This window comes from Gordonia gummivorans (assembly GCF_022513585.1).
Classification (GTDB): domain Bacteria; phylum Actinomycetota; class Actinomycetes; order Mycobacteriales; family Mycobacteriaceae; genus Gordonia.
The window spans coordinates 142545-160131 of the sequence record NZ_JAKWBF010000006.1 but is presented as its reverse complement, the minus strand read 5'-3'; the positions used below and the strand labels follow the sequence as shown (position 1 = coordinate 160131).

Annotated in this window: 17 protein-coding genes and 1 pseudogene; 16 read left to right on the top strand and 2 right to left on the bottom strand. The window is 65.7% G+C overall.

Features of this window, described 5'->3' with window-relative positions:
* The first annotated feature begins 4 nt into the window (after positions 1 to 4).
* From MKW15_RS06820 to MKW15_RS06770, 11 genes and pseudogenes are all read left to right on the top strand, one after another.
* Positions 5 to 487 carry a PH domain-containing protein gene (locus tag MKW15_RS06820; protein ID WP_240856834.1) on the top strand — a complete coding sequence of 161 codons (483 nt, stop codon included), beginning with the start codon at positions 5 to 7 and terminating at the stop codon, positions 485 to 487.
* Positions 474 to 1931, top strand: a complete 1458-nt coding sequence (locus MKW15_RS06815; protein WP_240856833.1) for a PH domain-containing protein — start codon at positions 474 to 476, stop codon at positions 1929 to 1931. The genes MKW15_RS06820 and MKW15_RS06815 overlap by 14 nt, the downstream gene beginning before the upstream one ends.
* Before the next feature lie 155 nt (positions 1932 to 2086).
* Positions 2087 to 2554 (top strand): annotated as a pseudogene (locus tag MKW15_RS06810) (TIGR03619 family F420-dependent LLM class oxidoreductase); the annotation flags it as partial.
* A gap of 68 nt (positions 2555 to 2622) precedes the next feature.
* On the top strand, positions 2623 to 3228 hold the full coding sequence (locus tag MKW15_RS06805; RefSeq protein ID WP_240856866.1) for a TetR/AcrR family transcriptional regulator: 606 nt from the start codon (positions 2623 to 2625) through the stop codon (positions 3226 to 3228).
* 77 nt (positions 3229 to 3305) lie between these two features.
* Entirely contained in the window at positions 3306 to 3428 is a 123-nt protein-coding gene (ykgO, locus tag MKW15_RS06800) for a type B 50S ribosomal protein L36 (RefSeq protein WP_160900747.1), read from the top strand.
* Between the two features lie 79 nt (positions 3429 to 3507).
* On the top strand, positions 3508 to 4452 hold the full coding sequence (locus tag MKW15_RS06795) for a metal ABC transporter solute-binding protein, Zn/Mn family (RefSeq protein ID WP_240856832.1): 945 nt from the start codon (positions 3508 to 3510) through the stop codon (positions 4450 to 4452).
* On the top strand, positions 4439 to 5218 hold the full coding sequence (locus tag MKW15_RS06790; protein ID WP_240856831.1) for a metal ABC transporter ATP-binding protein: 780 nt from the start codon (positions 4439 to 4441) through the stop codon (positions 5216 to 5218). The genes MKW15_RS06795 and MKW15_RS06790 overlap by 14 nt, the downstream gene beginning before the upstream one ends.
* A gap of 71 nt (positions 5219 to 5289) precedes the next feature.
* The gene (locus MKW15_RS06785) at positions 5290 to 6150 is read left to right on the top strand and encodes a metal ABC transporter permease (protein WP_240856865.1); all 861 of its coding nucleotides are present in this window, start codon (positions 5290 to 5292) and stop codon (positions 6148 to 6150) included.
* 158 nt (positions 6151 to 6308) lie between these two features.
* Positions 6309 to 8150, top strand: coding sequence for an ABC transporter ATP-binding protein (locus MKW15_RS06780; protein WP_240856830.1), 1842 nt, complete (start codon positions 6309 to 6311; stop codon positions 8148 to 8150).
* Positions 8147 to 9907: an ABC transporter ATP-binding protein gene (locus tag MKW15_RS06775; RefSeq protein WP_240856829.1), complete on the top strand. Its 1761-nt coding sequence runs from the start codon at positions 8147 to 8149 to the stop codon at positions 9905 to 9907. Before MKW15_RS06780 ends, MKW15_RS06775 begins: the two co-directional genes overlap by 4 nt.
* A 9-nt stretch (positions 9908 to 9916) precedes the next feature.
* Complete coding sequence (locus tag MKW15_RS06770; protein ID WP_240856828.1) at positions 9917 to 10573, top strand: TetR/AcrR family transcriptional regulator; 657 nt, start codon at positions 9917 to 9919, stop codon at positions 10571 to 10573.
* Positions 10574 to 10629: 56 nt separating this feature from the next.
* Here MKW15_RS06770 and MKW15_RS06765 read toward each other — a convergent pair whose 3' ends face one another.
* The gene (locus MKW15_RS06765; protein ID WP_240856827.1) at positions 10630 to 11106 is read right to left on the bottom strand and encodes an NUDIX domain-containing protein; all 477 of its coding nucleotides are present in this window, start codon (positions 11104 to 11106) and stop codon (positions 10630 to 10632) included.
* Positions 11107 to 11181: 75 nt separating this feature from the next.
* Here MKW15_RS06765 and MKW15_RS06760 point away from each other — a divergent pair, with 75 nt between their 5' ends.
* The 5 genes from MKW15_RS06760 (at position 11182) to rsgA (ending at position 16129) form a co-directional block, all read left to right on the top strand.
* A complete protein-coding gene (locus tag MKW15_RS06760) occupies positions 11182 to 12876 on the top strand; it encodes a nucleobase:cation symporter-2 family protein (protein ID WP_240856826.1) in 1695 nt (564 codons plus the stop codon).
* A gap of 63 nt (positions 12877 to 12939) precedes the next feature.
* Complete coding sequence (locus MKW15_RS06755; protein WP_240856825.1) at positions 12940 to 13194, top strand: hypothetical protein; 255 nt, start codon at positions 12940 to 12942, stop codon at positions 13192 to 13194.
* Between the two features lie 12 nt (positions 13195 to 13206).
* Positions 13207 to 13587, top strand: a complete 381-nt coding sequence (locus MKW15_RS06750) for a VOC family protein (protein WP_240856824.1) — start codon at positions 13207 to 13209, stop codon at positions 13585 to 13587.
* A 24-nt stretch (positions 13588 to 13611) separates the two neighbouring features.
* A complete protein-coding gene (gene aroA, locus MKW15_RS06745; protein WP_240856823.1) occupies positions 13612 to 14877 on the top strand; it encodes a 3-phosphoshikimate 1-carboxyvinyltransferase in 1266 nt (421 codons plus the stop codon).
* Positions 14878 to 15109: 232 nt separating this feature from the next.
* Complete coding sequence (rsgA, locus tag MKW15_RS06740) at positions 15110 to 16129, top strand: ribosome small subunit-dependent GTPase A (protein WP_240856822.1); 1020 nt, start codon at positions 15110 to 15112, stop codon at positions 16127 to 16129.
* On the opposite strand, the gene MKW15_RS06735 is transcribed toward rsgA, so the two are convergent.
* On the bottom strand, positions 16116 to 17585 hold the full coding sequence (locus MKW15_RS06735; RefSeq protein ID WP_240856821.1) for a serine/threonine-protein kinase: 1470 nt from the start codon (positions 17583 to 17585) through the stop codon (positions 16116 to 16118). The two genes, rsgA and MKW15_RS06735, sit on opposite strands and share 14 nt — an antisense overlap.
* Between the last annotated feature and the right edge of the window lie 2 nt (positions 17586 to 17587).

The window sequence follows — 17587 nt, the reverse complement described above, 5'->3', positions numbered from 1 at the left end:
TTCGGTGACGCTGCGCGAGCCGACGAATCGGGTCGATCCCCGTGCCAAGACGCTGTGGCGGATCGTTCCCGCCGTGGTGGGCATACCCCTCACCATCGCCGGGTTGGTCGTCGCGATCCTCGTCCCCGAAGCACGCTGGATCGCTGCGCTCGGAGCTGTCGTCGTGGCTGTCGCAACGGTGGTCGCTGTCACCGCAATACCCGCGTGGCGCTATCGCTTTCATCGTTGGGAGATCGGCGACGAGGCGGTGTACACGCAGTCCGGCTGGTTTGTCCGGCATCGGGTGATCATCCCGATCGCCCGAATCCAGATCGTCGACACCGAGGCCGGACCGTTCGAGCAGTTACTGCGCCTGTCGACGCTCACCGTGACCACGGCGTCGTCGGCGGGCACCATCCGCATCGTCGGACTCGACGCGGCGGTCGCTGCGCAGGTGGCCGCGGAGCTGACCCGACGGACCCAGGTGCACCGCGATGACGCAACCTGAGCCGTGGCGGCGGCTCTCACCAGGGACAATGGTGGTGCAGCCGGTCGAGCAGCTACCGCAACTCATTCCTGCCCTGATTGCACTCGTCTTCGCCGGCCAGTCTGCGCCGGTCTTCTCGTTGCTGGCCACGGTCGTCGTGGTGCTGTTGGTGACGGTGCTGCCCTGGCTGACCACCCGCTACCAGGTGACACCCGAACACGTACAGGTGCGAAAGGGACTGTTGACACGCAAGGTCGTCACTGCCCGCCGCGACCGCATCCGCAGCGTCGACCTCACCGCAGGCCCGGTCCACCGAATTCTGGGTCTCAAGAAGGTCATCATCGGCACCGGCGGCGACAAGGATTCCGCGACAGTCAAACTCAATGCCCTGTCGGCTGCCGATGCAGACGGACTGCACGGATACCTGATGACCACCGCGCCCCGGGGCGACGTACCGGCCGTAGATGTGGACCACCAACCGGTCACCGTTCTCACCCGTTTTCGCCCGGAATGGCTTCGGTATTCCCCATTTTCGATGGCCGGCCTGGCCACTGCGGGTGCCGCGCTCGGGCTCGGCGCGCAGATAGCCAACGACGCCGGACTTTTCGAACGCAGCGTCGGGACCGCGGAACGCGCGGCCGATGCAGTGCGCGGCATCCCGGTGGCCGTGGTGATCATCATCGTGGTCGTCGGTGTCATCGGATTGGGGTCCGCGCTTTCGGTTCTCGGCTACATTCTGCGCTTCTGGAACTTCACCCTCACCCGCCACCCGGACGGCACCTTGCGCACCGAGCGCGGACTCCTGACCACCAACGCCGTGAGTTTCGACGAATCCCGTATCCGCGGTACGCATCTGCACGAACCGGTTCTGATGCGACCGGTACACGGCGCCCGCCTGGGCGGTATCGCCATTGGCCACATCAAGCACCCCCTTCTGCTCCCACCCGCACCGAAGGACGAGGCAGTGCGCGTGGGCAACCTGGTCGCCGACGATGGGGTGGAACTGACGATGCCGCTCGTCGAGCACGGACGCACCGCGCGGACCCGTCGGCTCAATCGCGCGGCGATGGCCGGTGCCGCCGCGCTGATTCTCTCGGGCATCCCGGCAGTGACCGGCGGTCCGGTGTGGTTTCTGGCGCTCGGTGTCATCGCACTGGCCGCGTCGATGACGTTTGGCGTGGCGCGTTACCGCCACCTCGGTCATGCCATCACCGATCAGTCCGTGGTGATCGCGCCGCCGAAGATCGCACGGCACCGGAACGCACTCGATCGCGACGGCATCGTCGGCTGGGCCACCCGCGCGTCGTGGTTTCAGCGGCGCGCGGACGTGCGCACCGTGATCCTCGCAACCGCCGCCGGCTCCGAGGGATACGAACTGGTCGACCTCGACGACGCCGCCTCCGACCGCGTCATCGCGACCACCGCCCCACCGTGGATGCGCCAGTTCCTCGCAGCCGTCGAGTGATCCGGCGAGTTCGGCGGACACGCACCTGGCTTGTGCCGTAGTTCTAGGTCACTGGGTGGCGTAGATCTACGGCACACGCCTGCGCGACCATGTCGCTACACGGCATCATCACTCGATGACGAAGACAAACCGCGCCACCGCACGGAAGGATTGACATGCAGATAGGCCTGCACGCCCTGGGCATCGGCACCGGAGCCGATCCGGACATCATCGCCGCGACCGCACGGCATGCAGAGGACCGAGGTTTCGCCACACTCTGGTGCGGTGAACACGTCGTGATGGTCGACGACCCGACGTCGCGTTATCCGTACACAGCCGACGGGCGCATAGCGGTGCCCGCCGAAGCCGACTGGCTCGACCCGATGGCCTGCCTGAGTTTCGCGGCCGCGCACACCTCGAGGATCCGGCTGGCCACGGGAGTGGTACTCCTACCGGAACACAATCCGCTGATCATGGCCAAGCAGGTGGCCTCCCTCGACCGCTTGAGTCGCGGGAGGTTTACCTTCGGCGTGGGAATCGGTTGGGCACGAGAAGAATTCGATGCGCTCGGGGTGCCGTTTGAGCGTCGTGGCAAACGTACCGCCGACTACATCGACGCGATGCGCACGCTCTGGGCCAACGAACGTCCTCGACTTCTGAAGCCCAGGTGAGCATCACCGACAGCTACGATGCGGATGTGGGCAGCAGCCACTTGACTGCGGACATTCAACAGTCACGTCAGCATCGCAGCGACGTGACGCGCACCCGCGTGCTCGACGCCGCGATCCGCGTTCTCGTCGAACGCGGGTATGCGGGTGCGACGACGGTGGCGATCCAGGACGAAGCCCGGGTTTCCCGCGGCCGCATGCTGCATCACTTCCCATCGCGTGACGCCCTCTTGATGGCAGCGGTCGAGCACCTTGCCCGGACCCGGATTGAAGAGCTGCCGCTACAGGTCGAGTGGCCCGACGACCCCATCGCCCGGATCTCGCTGGCCGTCGACACCGGCTGGTCGACCTTCCACCAGCCCTACTTCGTGGCGTCGATGGAGTTGTGGATCGCCGCGCGCAACAACGAGAACCTACGGCAGGCATTGCTGCCGACGGAGAGGGAGATCGGCCTGATCGTGCGTCAGGCCGTCGCCGGGTTCCTCGGCGAGGACCTCACCTCACGCCCGCGCTATCGCGAACTCTTCCCGGTCCTGCTCAGTAGCATGCGCGGTGCCGCCACGACGTACCTCATCGACCGACGCGATCCCACCACCGATCCGCACCTGGATCTGTGGAAGGCAATGATCAAGACGTACCTGCTCGACTGAGCCACCGCCGGCGCGAGCAGGGCTTCCCCCGGATGTGCTCTAATGGCAATTGTTGTCATTAACGAGAGGACTCCGACATGAAGGTACGTGCATCAATCCGGTCGCTGAAGAATCAGCCGGGTTCACAGGTGGTCAAACGCAAGGGCCGAATCTATGTGATCAACAAGGCGAACCCGCGGTTCAAGGCGCGTCAAGGATGACCGGCTTCGACCTGCGTCGAGTCGCTAGTTCCGGGCACCGACTTCGCGACGCTAGTTGATATCGATTATCGTTATGCATATGCCGCTCATCCCCCGCCGAATCAAGCTGTCGGCCGCTGCCCTTCTTCTACTGCCCCTGGGTCTCGTCGGATGTACTTCCAACACCGAAGACGCGTCCCCGTCCGGTCCTGCCGCCTCTGCGCCTGCGTGTCCCATCACCCCGATCAAGGTCGTCGTCAGCGTCGACCAGTGGGGCGACATCGTCTCCGAACTCGGCGGCAAGTGCACCGAGGTCAAGACCATCCTGGCCAGCAGTTCGGTCGACCCGCACGACTACGAGCCCAGCCCGGCAGACGGCGCCGCCTTCACCGACGCGCAACTCGTGGTGGTCAACGGTGCCGACTACGACTCATGGGCGTCCAAGCTCGCAGCGTCGTCGGGCACCAAGGCTCCGACAGTCGATGCGGCAAAGGTGACCAACACCGCCGAAGGCGCCAATCCCCACCTCTGGTACTCGCCGACCGCGGTGACTGCGGTGGCCGATGCGGTGACCGCCGAGCTGACCAAGATCGACTCGAAGGGCGCCGAGTACTTCGCGACGCAGCGTCAGTCCTTCAACACCTCGATGGCCCCCTACAATGACCTGATCACCAAGATCAAGGCCGGGGCGACCGGCAAAACCTACGGCGCGACCGAGGGCGTCTTCGACTACATGGCCCAAGCTGTGGGCCTGATGGACAAGACTCCTGCGGGATTCCGTGCTGCGGCGGCCGCGGAGAGCGACCCCTCACCCGGTGACATCACCGCCTTCACCAGCGCGCTCGCCGGCAAGCAGATCAACGTGCTGATCTACAACAGCCAGACCGAAGGGTCGATCCCCGCACAGATCCGTTCCGCCGCCGAGTCCGCCGGCGTCCCGGTGGTCGAGGTGACCGAAACCGTTCCGCCGGGCCAGGATTCGTTTGCGGCCTGGCAGGTGGCACAGCTGACTGCCCTGGCGAAGGCGCTTGGTGTCCAAGTCTGAGGACGGCAGTACCACTGCGCTGGCATTCTCGGATGTCAGCGCGGTTCGGGGTGGTCGGGTGATCTGGTCGCAGGCGACGTTCGAGATCCCGGCCGGCGGCATCTATGCGGTCATCGGCACCAACGGATCGGGCAAGACCACCCTTCTCCAGATGATCCTCGGGTTGATCCCCAGCGAAGGATCGCTGCGGGTGTTCGGCGAGGCTCCCGGCGCCGAACGGGATCGCATCGGTTACGTCCCACAGCATTACGCCGAGATCAGCGGTGGAGCCATCCGCGCACGCGACGCCGTTCTTCTCGGATTGACCGGTCGACGTTGGGCATTCAGCCCCACCTCGGCGTCCGACAGACGTCGTGTTGACGACGCACTGCGCGCCGTCAACGCGGAGTCCTTCGCCGATTCCCGCCTGGCGTCCCTCTCCGGGGGTCAGCGCCAGCGGGTGGCCATCGCCGAAGCGCTTGTCTCCCAACCAGATATGGTGATCCTCGACGAACCGCTCGCCTCGTTGGACCTGCGTAGCCAGCATGAGATCGTCAGTCTTCTCACCAAGATCCAGCAAGAGATGTCAGTGACCATTCTGGTGGTCGCCCACGACCTCAATCCGTTCCTACCCGTCTTGAGCGGGGCCATCTACCTCCTCGACGGCCACGCACACTATGCCGCGACCGACGACGTGATCGACGAAGACCTCCTGACCCACCTGTACGGCACGCGCGTCCAGGTCCTCCGCACCCCACAGGGCGATCTCTACACGAGGAGCGTCTGACCGTGATGACGACGACAACTCTGGCCATCGGGTACCAGTCCAACTGGTGGGACATCCTCACATCACCGTTCATGCAGAACGCGCTCGTCGGCGGCATTCTCGTCGCCCTGGCGGCCGGACTGGTGGGCTACTTCACCGTCGTCCGCAACACCTCGTTCGCCGCGCACGCACTCGCGCACATCGGTCTTCCCGGCGCCACCGGGGCAGTCCTCATCGGGGTTCCGGTCACGTTGGGGCTCGGCGCCTTCTGTATCGGTGGCGCACTCGTCATCGGCTTCCTCGGTAAGAAGGCCGGCGAACGCGAGGTGATCACCGGCACCGTGCTGGCCTTCGCAACCGGGCTCGGACTGTTCTTCAATTCGCTGGCCACCAAGAGTTCGTCGACGATGACCAACGTCTTGTTCGGCAACCTGCTGGCCATCTCGAATCAGCAGCTGCTCGCCTTCACCGCCATGCTCGCCGTTCTCGCGGTGTGTATCGGATTCGTCTATCGGCCGCTGCTGTACACCTCGGTGAATCCGGGAGTGGCTGAAGCCAAAGGTGTTCCGATCCGTACGTTGTCGATTCTGTTCATGGCCCTGCTGGGTCTGGCGGTGACGATGGCGGTACAGGCCGTGGGCACTCTTCTGCTGTTTGCTCTCGTGGTCACCCCGGCCGCAACGGCGATCATGCTCACTCCCCGGCCGGCCCGGGCAATGGCAATCTCGACGCTCATCAGCGTTGTCGCCGTCGGCGCAGGTCTGACACTGTCCGCGATGTACAACATGCCGCCGAGCTTCCTCATCGTTTCGATCGTCTGCGCGTTCTGGTTGATCGTCTGGGTGAGCAGCAAACGTGTTCGCGCCACGGCACAGGCACTCGACGACACGGCGCCGCCCAGCCACGGCACCCAGACGCACACGACACCTGCCGGGACCTCCTCCGCTCCCTGACGGTGCTCGAGGCGCGAGGCGTCGCATCTCGCAGCGGAGGGGCTTCGACACTCGCAATTCGCCCTTGTGCTCGACCCGGACGACTCCTAAACTGAAGCCCATTCACAAATGAGTATGGTTACCCTAAGTTCCATTCTCTCCTACGTTCGGGAGCGTCCATGACGACGGCTACATCTTCACCGACCGACCAGTCGGACGAGCACGGCCTCGAGCCCGATCCGGCCGAGGAGCACAAGGCACAACAGAAGGCGGACGCTCGGGCTCTCAAGGACCTGATGAAACCGGTTGCGGGACAACTCGCGATCGGCCGGATTCTCGCCGTGATCTCCGGCATCCTCGCGGTATTCCCCTATGTCGCACTGGTGCACATCGGCGACGTGCTGCTCGACGCCTACAACACGGGCACCGCAGTCGACCGCGACGAAGTCGAACGCTGGATTCGAATCCTGGTGATCACCTTCGCCTTACGACTGTTCGTCTACCTGATCGCGCTGCTCGTCACGCATTTCGCCGACGTCAAGCTCGGTCACGTCATCCAGCTGCGACTGGTGCGTAGATTCGCGCGGGTACCTCTCGCGTGGTTCACTTCCACCAACTCGGGGCGAGTGCGCAAGGGCCTGCAGGACGACATCGGAACCATCCACCAGCTCATCGCCCACCAGCCGGTCGACGGCACCATGGCCATCGTGATGCCGCTGGCCTTGATGGTCTACAGCTTCGTCATCGACTGGCGCCTGGGCCTGTTGGCCATCGCCACTCTCCCGCTGTACGTCGGCGCGATGAGCTTGTCCATGCGCGGGATGGGCGGCAAGACCGCCGAGATGGATCAGCGCCTGTCGACGGTCTCGGCCCGCATGGTCGAGTTCGTCACCGGGATCGCCGTGGTGAAGGCCTTTGGGCGCGTGGGACGTTCGCACCGCAACTATCAGGACGCCGCCGACGAGTTCTACGATTTCTACTCCGAGTGGGTCAAGCCGCTGATCCGGGTGTCCGCACTCGGGATGTCGTTCCTCGCAGTTCCGTTGATCCTGGTCATCAACATCGGGATCGGTTCGATCCTCGTACACAACGGCATCGTATCCACGGCCGATGTGCTCGCGACGTCGCTCATCGCCCTGCTGATCCCCTACGCACTCGAGACCCTGATGCACTCGATGTGGTCACAGCAGATCGCCGGCGCGTCGGCGCTGCGACTCGTCGACTTGGCCAACACTCCGATCCTCCCCAGCGCAGACGAGACAGTGCCCCACGAATTACGTTCACATGAAGTGACATTCGACCACGTGAGCTACTCCTACGGCACCGGCCCAGACGCGATCCTCGCCGTGGACGACGTGAGCTTCACGTTGCCGGAGGGCACCGTCACCGCCCTCATCGGACCGTCAGGCTCAGGAAAGTCCACGATCGCGACCCTTCTCGCCCGCTTCGACGACCCGCGATCGGGAACCATCAGCATCGGCGGCGTCCCGATCGCCCACCTGCCCGACCTCTATTCCAGGGTGGGTTTTGTGCTGCAAGACGCTCAACTCCTCAACATCAGCATCCGCGACAACATCAGCCTGGGTCGGCCGCATGCCACCGACGACGAGGTACGACGAGCGGCCGGCGCCGCCCGTATCCTCGACGAGATCGAGTCTCTTCCACACGGATTCGACACGGTGTACGGTGCCGACTCCGGCTTGTCCGGAGGCCAGGCACAGCGCATCGCGATCGCCCGCGCCGTCCTCGTCGACGCACCGATCCTCATCCTCGATGAGGCGACCGCGCTGACCGACCCGGAGTCCGAACACCAGATCCAGCAAGCACTGTCGACGCTCGCGCATGGCCGAACGGTTCTGGTGATCGCCCACCGCCCCGAGGTCATCAAGGGGGTCGACCAGATCATCGTCGTCAACGACGGCCACGTGACAGCGATCGGCAAACACGAAGAGCTCCAGGACAATCCCGACTATGCGCGGCTGTGGAAACTCACCGGCGCGGCGAAGCGAGTTCAGAAATGACCACACTCCCCCTCATCGACATCGTCCCGCGCATGAAGCGCATGGTCTCGCATCCGGAAAACATGCGGCCTGCCATCGCCGGGAGCATCATCGTCGGCCTGGTTGAGGGCGTTGCGCTCGCGGCGCTGCTCCCCACCATCACCACGCTGGCGCAGGGCACCCCGGTCTGGGGCATGGGCCTCGCCGGCTGGCTCTGGGTACTCGGCATTCTCTCCGTCGTCGGCTTTGGCCTACACTACTTCTCGGAGAGCGCGAATTACGCAGTCGCGCTGGACTTCCTGCGGAGTCTGCACCGGCTGGTCGGCGACCAGGTGGCCAAGCAACCACTCGGTTGGTTCGCACGGCCGGCGGCCGGGGCGCTGTCCCGGATGGTGTCGTCGGAGTTGATGTCGGCCGGCGAGATCTTTGCGCACATGTTCGGGCCGCTCGTGTCTCGCAGCACCGCTGCGTTCGTGATCATCGTCGCCGCGTGGTTCTGGGATCCGACTCTCGGACTCATTCTGACCGTTGCGGTTCCGGTGTTCGTGCTCATCACCCTGGCGTCGACGGCGCTGATGCGCAAAGGACGCGCCATTCACGATCCGCAGGAAGTGAATTTGGCCAATCGAGTGGTGGAGTACGCCCAATGCCAGGGCGCACTCCGGTCCTGCGATCGGAGCGACGATTACCGGCCCCTGAGTCAAGCCCTCGACGACACCTACAAAGCAAAGACCAAAGGCTTGTGGCTCGAAACAGTGGGAATGTTGCTGAGCGGCATGGTGACCCAAGGTGTGATCGTTGTCCTGATCACGGTGACCGGGTCACTCGCCATCGACGGCTCGCTGGAACCCATTCCGGCACTGGCCTTCATCGGACTCGCACTCCGATTCACCTCGACGGTCTCGGCCATCACCACCAGTGCAATGGCGCTCGAATCGCGCCGCCCCCTCCTCGACGGCCTCGACGAGGTGCTGACCGCGACGCCGCTTCCCGAACCGAACACGACTGTCGCACTGACCAAGCCGGGAACCGTCGAACTCGATGACGTCACCTTCACCTACCCCGGCGCATCCGCACCCGCGCTGCGCAACGTCTCGATGACCGTTCCCGCCGGGTCGATGGTGGCCCTCGTCGGACCGTCGGGTGGCGGCAAGACGACCATCGCCCGCGTCATCAGCCGCTTCTACGACGTCGACACCGGGCGTGTGCTGGTCGGCGGGGTGCCCGTCACCGAACAGACCACCGAACAACTGATGGGCCAGCTGTCGATGGTGTTCCAGGACGTCTACCTCTTCGACGACACCCTCGAGGCCAACGTCCGAGTGGGCCGAGCGGACGCGACCGACGCCGAGGTCCGCGAGGCGGCCGACCTCGCGGGCGTCACCGAGATCGCCGCCCGCCTGCCCGACGGCTGGAATACGCAAGTGGGAGAAGGCGGCCGAGGGCTGTCGGGCGGCGAACGTCAGCGTGTGGCGATCGCGCGGGCACTGCTCAAGCAAGCGCCGATCGTCCTCCTCGACGAAGCGACGTCGGCACTCGACATCGAGAACGAAGCCAATATCGTCGCCGCCGTCGAGCGATTGCGCGCACAGGCCACGGTGATCATCATCGCCCATCGCCTGGCGACCATCGCCGGCGCAGACACGATCATCGCCCTCGACGCCGAGGGCCGCGTCGAAGCGCAGGGCAGACACGAGGAACTGATCGCCACCGACGGGACATACGCCCGGTTCTGGCATCGACTCGAGAGCGCACAAGGCTGGCAGCTGACGAATTAGAATCTGCGTATGCGTCAGAGCAACGTCGACGGCAACGCACGGACGGTGGGCAAGAAGGCCGGCCGCAAGCCGGCTTTCACCGAAGCCGACGTCGTCACCGCTGCGCTCGACGAGGGAATCGACAGGTTCACGTTGTCGGCTGTCGCACAACGGCTCGGCGTGGTCACCCCGGCGATCTACCGGCTGTTCGACTCTCGCGAACAGGTCGTCGTGGCATGCCTGGACCGCGCCGCCGCCAGTATCCGGTTGCCCGCGGACGAACCGGATTGGCATGCGGTGCTCAAACTCTGGGCCGACGAGTGCTGGCGGGTGTGCGAGAATTTTCCGGGCCTCGAACGCGTGGTCTACGACTACGCACCCGCCTTCACCCGGATCGAGGAGATCCTGGCGGAATACTCACGACGCATCACCGCGTACGGCAAGACTCCCGGTCAGGCGATGTTCGCACTCGATTTCATCGGCGACACCGTCTTCGCCTGCCACCTTTCCGTGGAGTCGATGCGCACCGTGGATGACAGCGGCACAACGGGATTGGACCGGGTGAAAGCGGCCGTGAGCACCCACTCGGTCATCGAACCCCGGGAGTCCTGGCGCGAGCGGGGGGTGGTCGACCTGAAGGTCGACTTCATCCTGATGGGACTCGAGCATCGCTGGCCGGAGATCTGAATCCACCCTCGACCCCACGGTCGTTCGGCGGTACCGATCACTCTTGATGGCAATCATCATCGACTGGCCAGGAGGTCGAGGAGGCGGTCGACGAACGCGGCCTGGGCCGGGTTCAGTTTGCGCCGGGCGGTGTCCGGTGACATCCATTCGGCACGGTCGATCTCGGGGAAGCTCTGCATCTGCCCCGACCGTGGCGGCCACACCATCTCGAAGGTGTTGCTCCGAACCGTCGTGACGTCGAGATCGCCTTCGACCCCGAAAGCGACGACGACCTTGCCCGATTTCAGCGTCACCTCCCCGAGATCGATGTGGCCTCCGTCGGGCACCGAGCTGCCGATCTCCTCGGCGAACTCACGGCGGGCGGTCTCCCAGGCCGACTCGTCGGGCTCGACCAGCCCCTTCGGAATCGACCACGCGCCGTCGTCCTTGCGCGCCCAGAGCGGTCCGCCCGGGTGCGCGACGAGAACGTCGACTCCGTCGTCGGATCGCCGATAGAGGAGGATGCCCGCGCTGCGCTTCGAACCATGTGCCATGGATATATTTTCACGGAAACACCGACGACACACGAATGCGGCAGTACCGAAATGTCCGAATCGTAGACACTGTGCATGGCGGTTCTCGACACGATCAAGCACGGCAAAGAAGCCCAGCATCCGGTGGATGACATTCCGCCTCTGGTCAAACTTCTGCCGCTCGGCATCCAGCACGTGCTGGCGATGTACGCGGGCGCGGTCGCCGTCCCGCTCATCGTCGGCGGCGCGATGGTCAGCGCAGGCAAACTCGAGCAGGGCGACATCGTCCACCTGATCACCGCCGACCTCTTCGTCGCCGGTATCGCGACGATCCTGCAGGCGGTCGGCTTCTGGCGATTCGGCGTCCGACTCCCCCTCATGCAGGGCGTCACCTTCGCCGCCGTAGGACCGATGATCACCATCGGGATGAACCACGGCGTGACCGCCATCTATGGGTCGGTGATCGCGTCGGGTGTCTTCATGATCGCCGCCGCACCCATCGTCGGCAGACTGATCAGATTCTTCCCGCCGCTGGTCACAGGCACGATCATCCTCATCATCGGCGTATCCCTGATGCGCGTCGCGGCCGGCTGGTTCGGCGGCGGAACCAACGAGGGCGAGGACTTCGGCGCACCCAAGGCCATCGCCTTCGGCTTCCTGACGCTGGCCATCATCATCGCGCTCGAGATGTTCGCTCCCCCGACGATCAAGCGGGTGTCGGTGCTCGTCGGCCTGGTGCTCGGCACGCTGATCTCGCTGCCCTTCGGCATGGCCGACTGGGATGGTGTCGGCGAGTCGGCGTGGGTGGCCGTTCCGCAGCCGTTCCAATTCGGTGTGCCGTCCTTCGAGCTCAGCTCGATCATCTCGCTGATCATCGTGGCGCTGGTGATCATGACGGAGACCACCGGCGACATCGTCGCGGTCGGCGAGATCGTCGACAAGAAGATCACCCCCCAGAAGCTGGCCGACGGTATGCGTGCCGACGGTCTCGGTACCGTCATCGGCGGCGTGTTCAACACCTTCCCGTACACCGCGTTCGCCCAGAACGTCGGGCTGGTCGCGATCACCGGCGTCAAGACCCGGCACGTCGCCACCTGCGCCGGCGTCATTCTGGTGGGTCTCGGGCTGCTGCCGAAGGTGGCCGCGATCGTGGAGGGCATTCCGCTCCCCGTGCTCGGCGGCGCGGGCGTCGCACTGTTCGGCATGGTCGCCGCGAGTGGCGTGCGAACCCTCTCCAAGGTGAAGTTCAACAACACCAACATCCTGGTCGTCGCCATCTCGGTGGGTGTCGCGATGCTGACCGAGGCCAAGCTGTACTACACCGACCGCAGCAGCGGCGAGGCGGTCAACGTCTCGCTCGACCTCTACCACCAGTTCCCCGACTGGTTCCAGACGATCTTCCATTCGGGTATCTCAGCGGGTGCGATCACCGCCATTCTGCTCAACCTGCTGTTGAACACCCGGAGCACATCGGCCGACCCGCTGGACTATCACAACACCGGCGAGATCGAGGTGGCCGGCGATCCAGTGGGCATCGCCGCCTCCGACGCACCCCGCGGCGCGGCCTTCGACCCCCGCGACGCCCTGGCCGCGGCCGACCCCGACACCCCACCCGAGACGCTACGCGTCCTCGCCGAACACGACGCCGGACTACACCGGTTCATCGTCACCAATCCCAATGCGCCACAGGACCTGTGTGACTGGATCAAGAGTCTCGGCGACCCCAAGGTGACTCAAGTGTTCGACGTCTGGGACGGCCGGACCGACGGGCAGTTCTCGCGCCGGGAGTGATCGGGCACCGTCGACGTTGGGCGGAACGCGGCTGGCCCTCCCGATCCACCGTATCGTTGAACCATGTCTCCCAGCCCAGAGCATGTCCCTACCGAACCGAGCCCGAACAATCCGGCCGCCGAGGATCCGACCGACGACCCGGACATCCCGCACGACTACCCGCACGAATCGGCATTCGCGTTCGGCGACGCCAAGCCGATCGGCGAGACCGACCGGATCGCCCGCGAGAAGGCGATCTACGAGGCTGCGCGTCACGGGAACGACCTCAACCGGGGACACGCGCTCGGCGGTACCGACGGGACCACCGAAGGGCAGTAGACAATAACCGTCGTGGAGGTTCTGTCCAGCCGTGTGCTTCTGCGCTCCGGTGACCCCGAGCGACTTCAGCACTTCTATCGCAACCAACTGCGGCTCGCCGTTGCCCGTGTCTACCCCGGAGGCATGGTCTTCCATGCCGGGAACGGGCTGATCGAGGTACCCGGGCACATGTCCGACGATGTCGGCCCGGCAACCGACGCCGTGCTCTGGCTGCAGGTCCGCGACGCGCAGGCATGCGAACGTGAACTGCGAGCCAACGGGGTCGCCATCTCCCGCGAACCGGTGACCGAGCCGTGGGGACTGATCGAGATGCACATCGAGGACCCGGACGGCAGGCTGTTGATCGTCGTCGAGGTGCCCGACGACCACCCGCTGCGCCGCGACACCCGGTGATAGACACATGACAGACTTGTCGCCATGAGCACTTGGATCGCACCGGTGGCGCCGACCCGGCTCGACGCGACGGTCGAACTGCCCGGCTCGAAGTCCATCACCAACCGTGCGCTCGTCCTTGCCGCTCTCGCCGACGGACCGTCGACCATTCGCGGAACGCTGCGTAGTCGCGACACGAACTTGATGCTCGGCGCGCTCACGGCGCTGGGAGTGGGCGTGCGCGTCGACCCGGCGCAGGAGACGACGGTGTCGATCGAACCGGCACCGCTGCATGCCGCCGACATCTACTGCGGACTCGCCGGCACGGTGATGCGATTCCTGCCGCCGGTGGCCGCTCTCGCAGACGGACCGGTCACCTTCGACGGCGACGAGCAGGCCCGCACCCGACCGCAGACCACCATCCTCGACGCACTGCGCGGACTCGGCGTGGGCGTCGAGGGCGACGCCTTGCCGTTCACCGTCGACGGTGCGGGAACAGTGCGGGGCGGCGAGGTCACCATCGACGCATCCGGATCGTCGCAGTTCGTGTCCGGTCTGCTGCTGTCCGGGGCCCGGTTCGACGACGGCCTGATGATCCGCCACGTCGGCGCGCCTGTACCGAGCACACCGCACATCGACATGACCGTCGACATGCTCGCCACCGCGGGTGTCACCGTGGACACCAGTGAGCCGAACACATGGCGGGTGGCGCCGGGGAGGATCGCCGCCGTCGACTGGACGGTCGAGCCCGACCTCTCCAACGCGGCCGCTTTCCTCGCCGCGGCCGCGGTCACCGGCGGCACCGTGCGCGTACCGTACTGGCCCGCGGTCACCACCCAGCCCGGCGCTCGCATCGCCGACATCCTCGCCGCGATGGGCTGCACCGTCGAACTGATCGACGGCACACTGTCCGTGCAGGGCCCGCAACGACTTTCGGCCGTATCGCTGGATCTGCGGGACATCGGCGAGCTCACCCCGACGATCGCGGCGCTCTGTGCGGTGGCCGACGGCGACTCCGAGCTGACCGGGATCGCCCACCTGCGCGGACACGAAACCGACCGGCTGGCCGCACTGACCACCGAGATCACGCGGCTCGGCGGCATCTGCACCGAGACCGACGACGGCCTCCAGATCACCGGGACCACTCTGCACGGCGGAACCTGGGAGTCCTACGCCGACCACCGGATGGCCACCGCGGGCGCGATCATCGGCCTCGTCACCCAGGGCGTCACCGTCGACGACATCGAAACCACCACCAAAACCCTCCCCGACTTCCCCGGCATGTGGCAGCAGATGATCGGGCACCCGTGACCCGCCCCCCGCTGCCTGAGGTGCGAGGAGCGCTAGCCGCCGGGTTGAGGAGCGACGAGCGAGCGCAGCGAGTCCGGCGCGTCTCGAAACCGACGAGCCTCGAAGGCCTCGCAACACTTCCTCGCCAGCCCTTCGAGGCTCGCAAGCTCGCTCCTCAGGGAGCGGAAACGGCTCGCAAGCTCGCTCCTCAGGGAGCGGAAACGGCTGGCAAGCGCAACGCGACGGTCCGCCCTTGACCCGCCGCGCGGCCAGCTACGACGAGTCCGACGTCCGGGTTCGTCCCGGTAAGGGCAGTCGGCCGCGCACCAAGCAACGTCCCACGCACGACGACGCAGCCGACGCGATGGTGGTGTCGGTGGATCGTGGCAGATGGGGATGTGTCCTGGGCGGCGACCCCGACCGTCACCTCGTGACCATGCGCGCCCGCGAACTCGGCCGCACACCGATCGTGGTGGGCGACAACGTTTCTGTGGTGGGCGATCTGTCCGGAAAGCCCGACACCCTTGCCCGGATCGTCCGTGTCGCCGAACGCTCCACCATCTTGCGACGCACCGCCGACGACTCCGACCCGTACGAGCGGATCGTCGTCGCCAACGCCGACCAACTCCTCATCGTCACCGCCATGGCCGATCCCCCACCTCGCACCGGATTCGTCGAAAGAGCGCTCGCCGCAGCCTATGTCGGCGGTCTCGCGCCCATCTTGTGCCTGACCAAATCCGACCTCGCCGACCCCACCGAGTTCACCGCCGCCTTCGCCGACCTCGACCTGCCGATTGTCCGGGCCGGCCGAGACGACCCGCTCGACGACATCCTCACCATCTTGGACGGCCACCTCACCGCGCTCATCGGACACTCGGGTGTCGGCAAGTCGACATTGGTTAACCGTCTTGTGCCCGAGGCAGATAGAGCAACGGGCGTGGTGTCGGGTGTCGGCAAGGGACGGCACACGTCGACCCAGTCGGTCGCTCTCGCATTGCCTGGTGACGAGTTGCCCCGCACCTGGGTCGTCGACACCCCAGGTATCCGGTCGTTCGGACTCGCGCACGTCACCCCCGACGACATCGTCGACGCCTTCGACGATCTCCGCGACGCCATCGAGGACTGTCCGCGCGGCTGCACCCATCTCGGCCCACCCGCTGACCCGGAGTGTGCGCTCGATCTGCTCGAAGGCCACTCACACCGACGTGCAATGGCGGTGCGGCAGTTGCTCGTTGCCGTCACCACCGGCGTCGAATCTCCTAGCGAATCGTGAACGTCACCGGCTCCGCGTCGATCCCGTCCACGCTCGCGACCGCGCGATAGGTTCCGGGAACCAGATCTTGCCGTGGCTGTGTGCAGGTCAACTCGCTCGTCTTGAGCGACCACTTGTATCCGACGGCGGGCGCGTACTGGTGTGGTGCGATCACCACGACCCGAGTGCCCTTCTCCGGACTGCAATCCCGGCTTCCCCACTGCCGCTCTCCGGCGGCCGACGTCACGACGATCTCGGTCGCCGAGACACCGATGTCGAGCGGGCACGGGGTGTCGGCGTCGTTGCGGATCCGCCAGGCGAACATCATGCGATCACCCACCCGGAACGCCGGCTTGCTGGCGACCAGGGTCATCGTCGTCGTCTCCGGGGAACAGTGCCCGTTCGCGCGTGCGGCCACCGATGTCGTCGCCGACGTGGTGTCCGGTGCAGCTGCCGATGCCGCGTGCGCCGACTCCGAGTCAGACCTCCACCACAGGGTGGCCGCGACGACCCCGAGGACCGCGACGATCGCGACACCCGTGACGATGCCGACGACGATCTTCGCTGTCGATCTCGGGGCCGGCGTATCGGTCAGCTGCGCGGCGTGTGTGATCACTTCTCCCGGAAGCGTTTCCGCGGACTGTGCCGAACTCGCCTCGAGCGCCCGGGTCAGCGCACGCGCGAAGTCGGTGACGGTGGAGAATCGATGGGCCGGGTCTTTCGCGAGCGCCCGTTCGAGGACGGCGTCGACTCCCACGTATCCGGTTCCGAGAACCGCACTCGCCTTCGGCGCAGGTTTCGTGATGTGGGCAAGCATCAACGCCGCTGGCGTCGGTTCGGAGAAGGGTGCCCGTCCGCACAGCAGTTCATACGTCGTGCAGGCCAGCGAGTACTGATCCGAACGCGGGCTGGCCTCGCCGCCGTCGAGCACCTCGGGTGCCGCATAGGCGAGCGTTCCGATGAACGCGCCCGACGTCGTCGCTCCCGGCACATCGACGAGTCGCGCGATCCCGAAGTCCACCACGACCACCCGGCTGATGCGACCACTGTCGTCACGTCGCACGATCACATTGGCAGGCTTGATGTCGCGGTGAATGACGCCGCGACCATGGGCGTAGTCCAGCGCATCGGCAACCGACGCAACGACCGCGCCGATGTCGTGTGCATTCAGCACAGCAGCGGAAAGGTCCTGCCCAGCCAGGAAGGCCATGGTGAAGAACGGAGTGCCCTCGGCGACACCGTAGTGGTGGACGGTGACGATGCCCGGGTGGTCCAGACCCGCGGCGGCTCGCGCCTCGTTCACGAATCGGCGCTCGAACTCGGCGCTGTTCGAACCCCCGACCGAGATCACCTTCAGTGCCTCACACCGATGAAGCTGCGCGTTCTCGACCAGGTAGACGGCGCCCATGCCCCCGCTGCCCAGAATGTCGAGCACGCGGTAACCGGCGAAATCCGCACCAATGTTCAGCAAGGTCACCC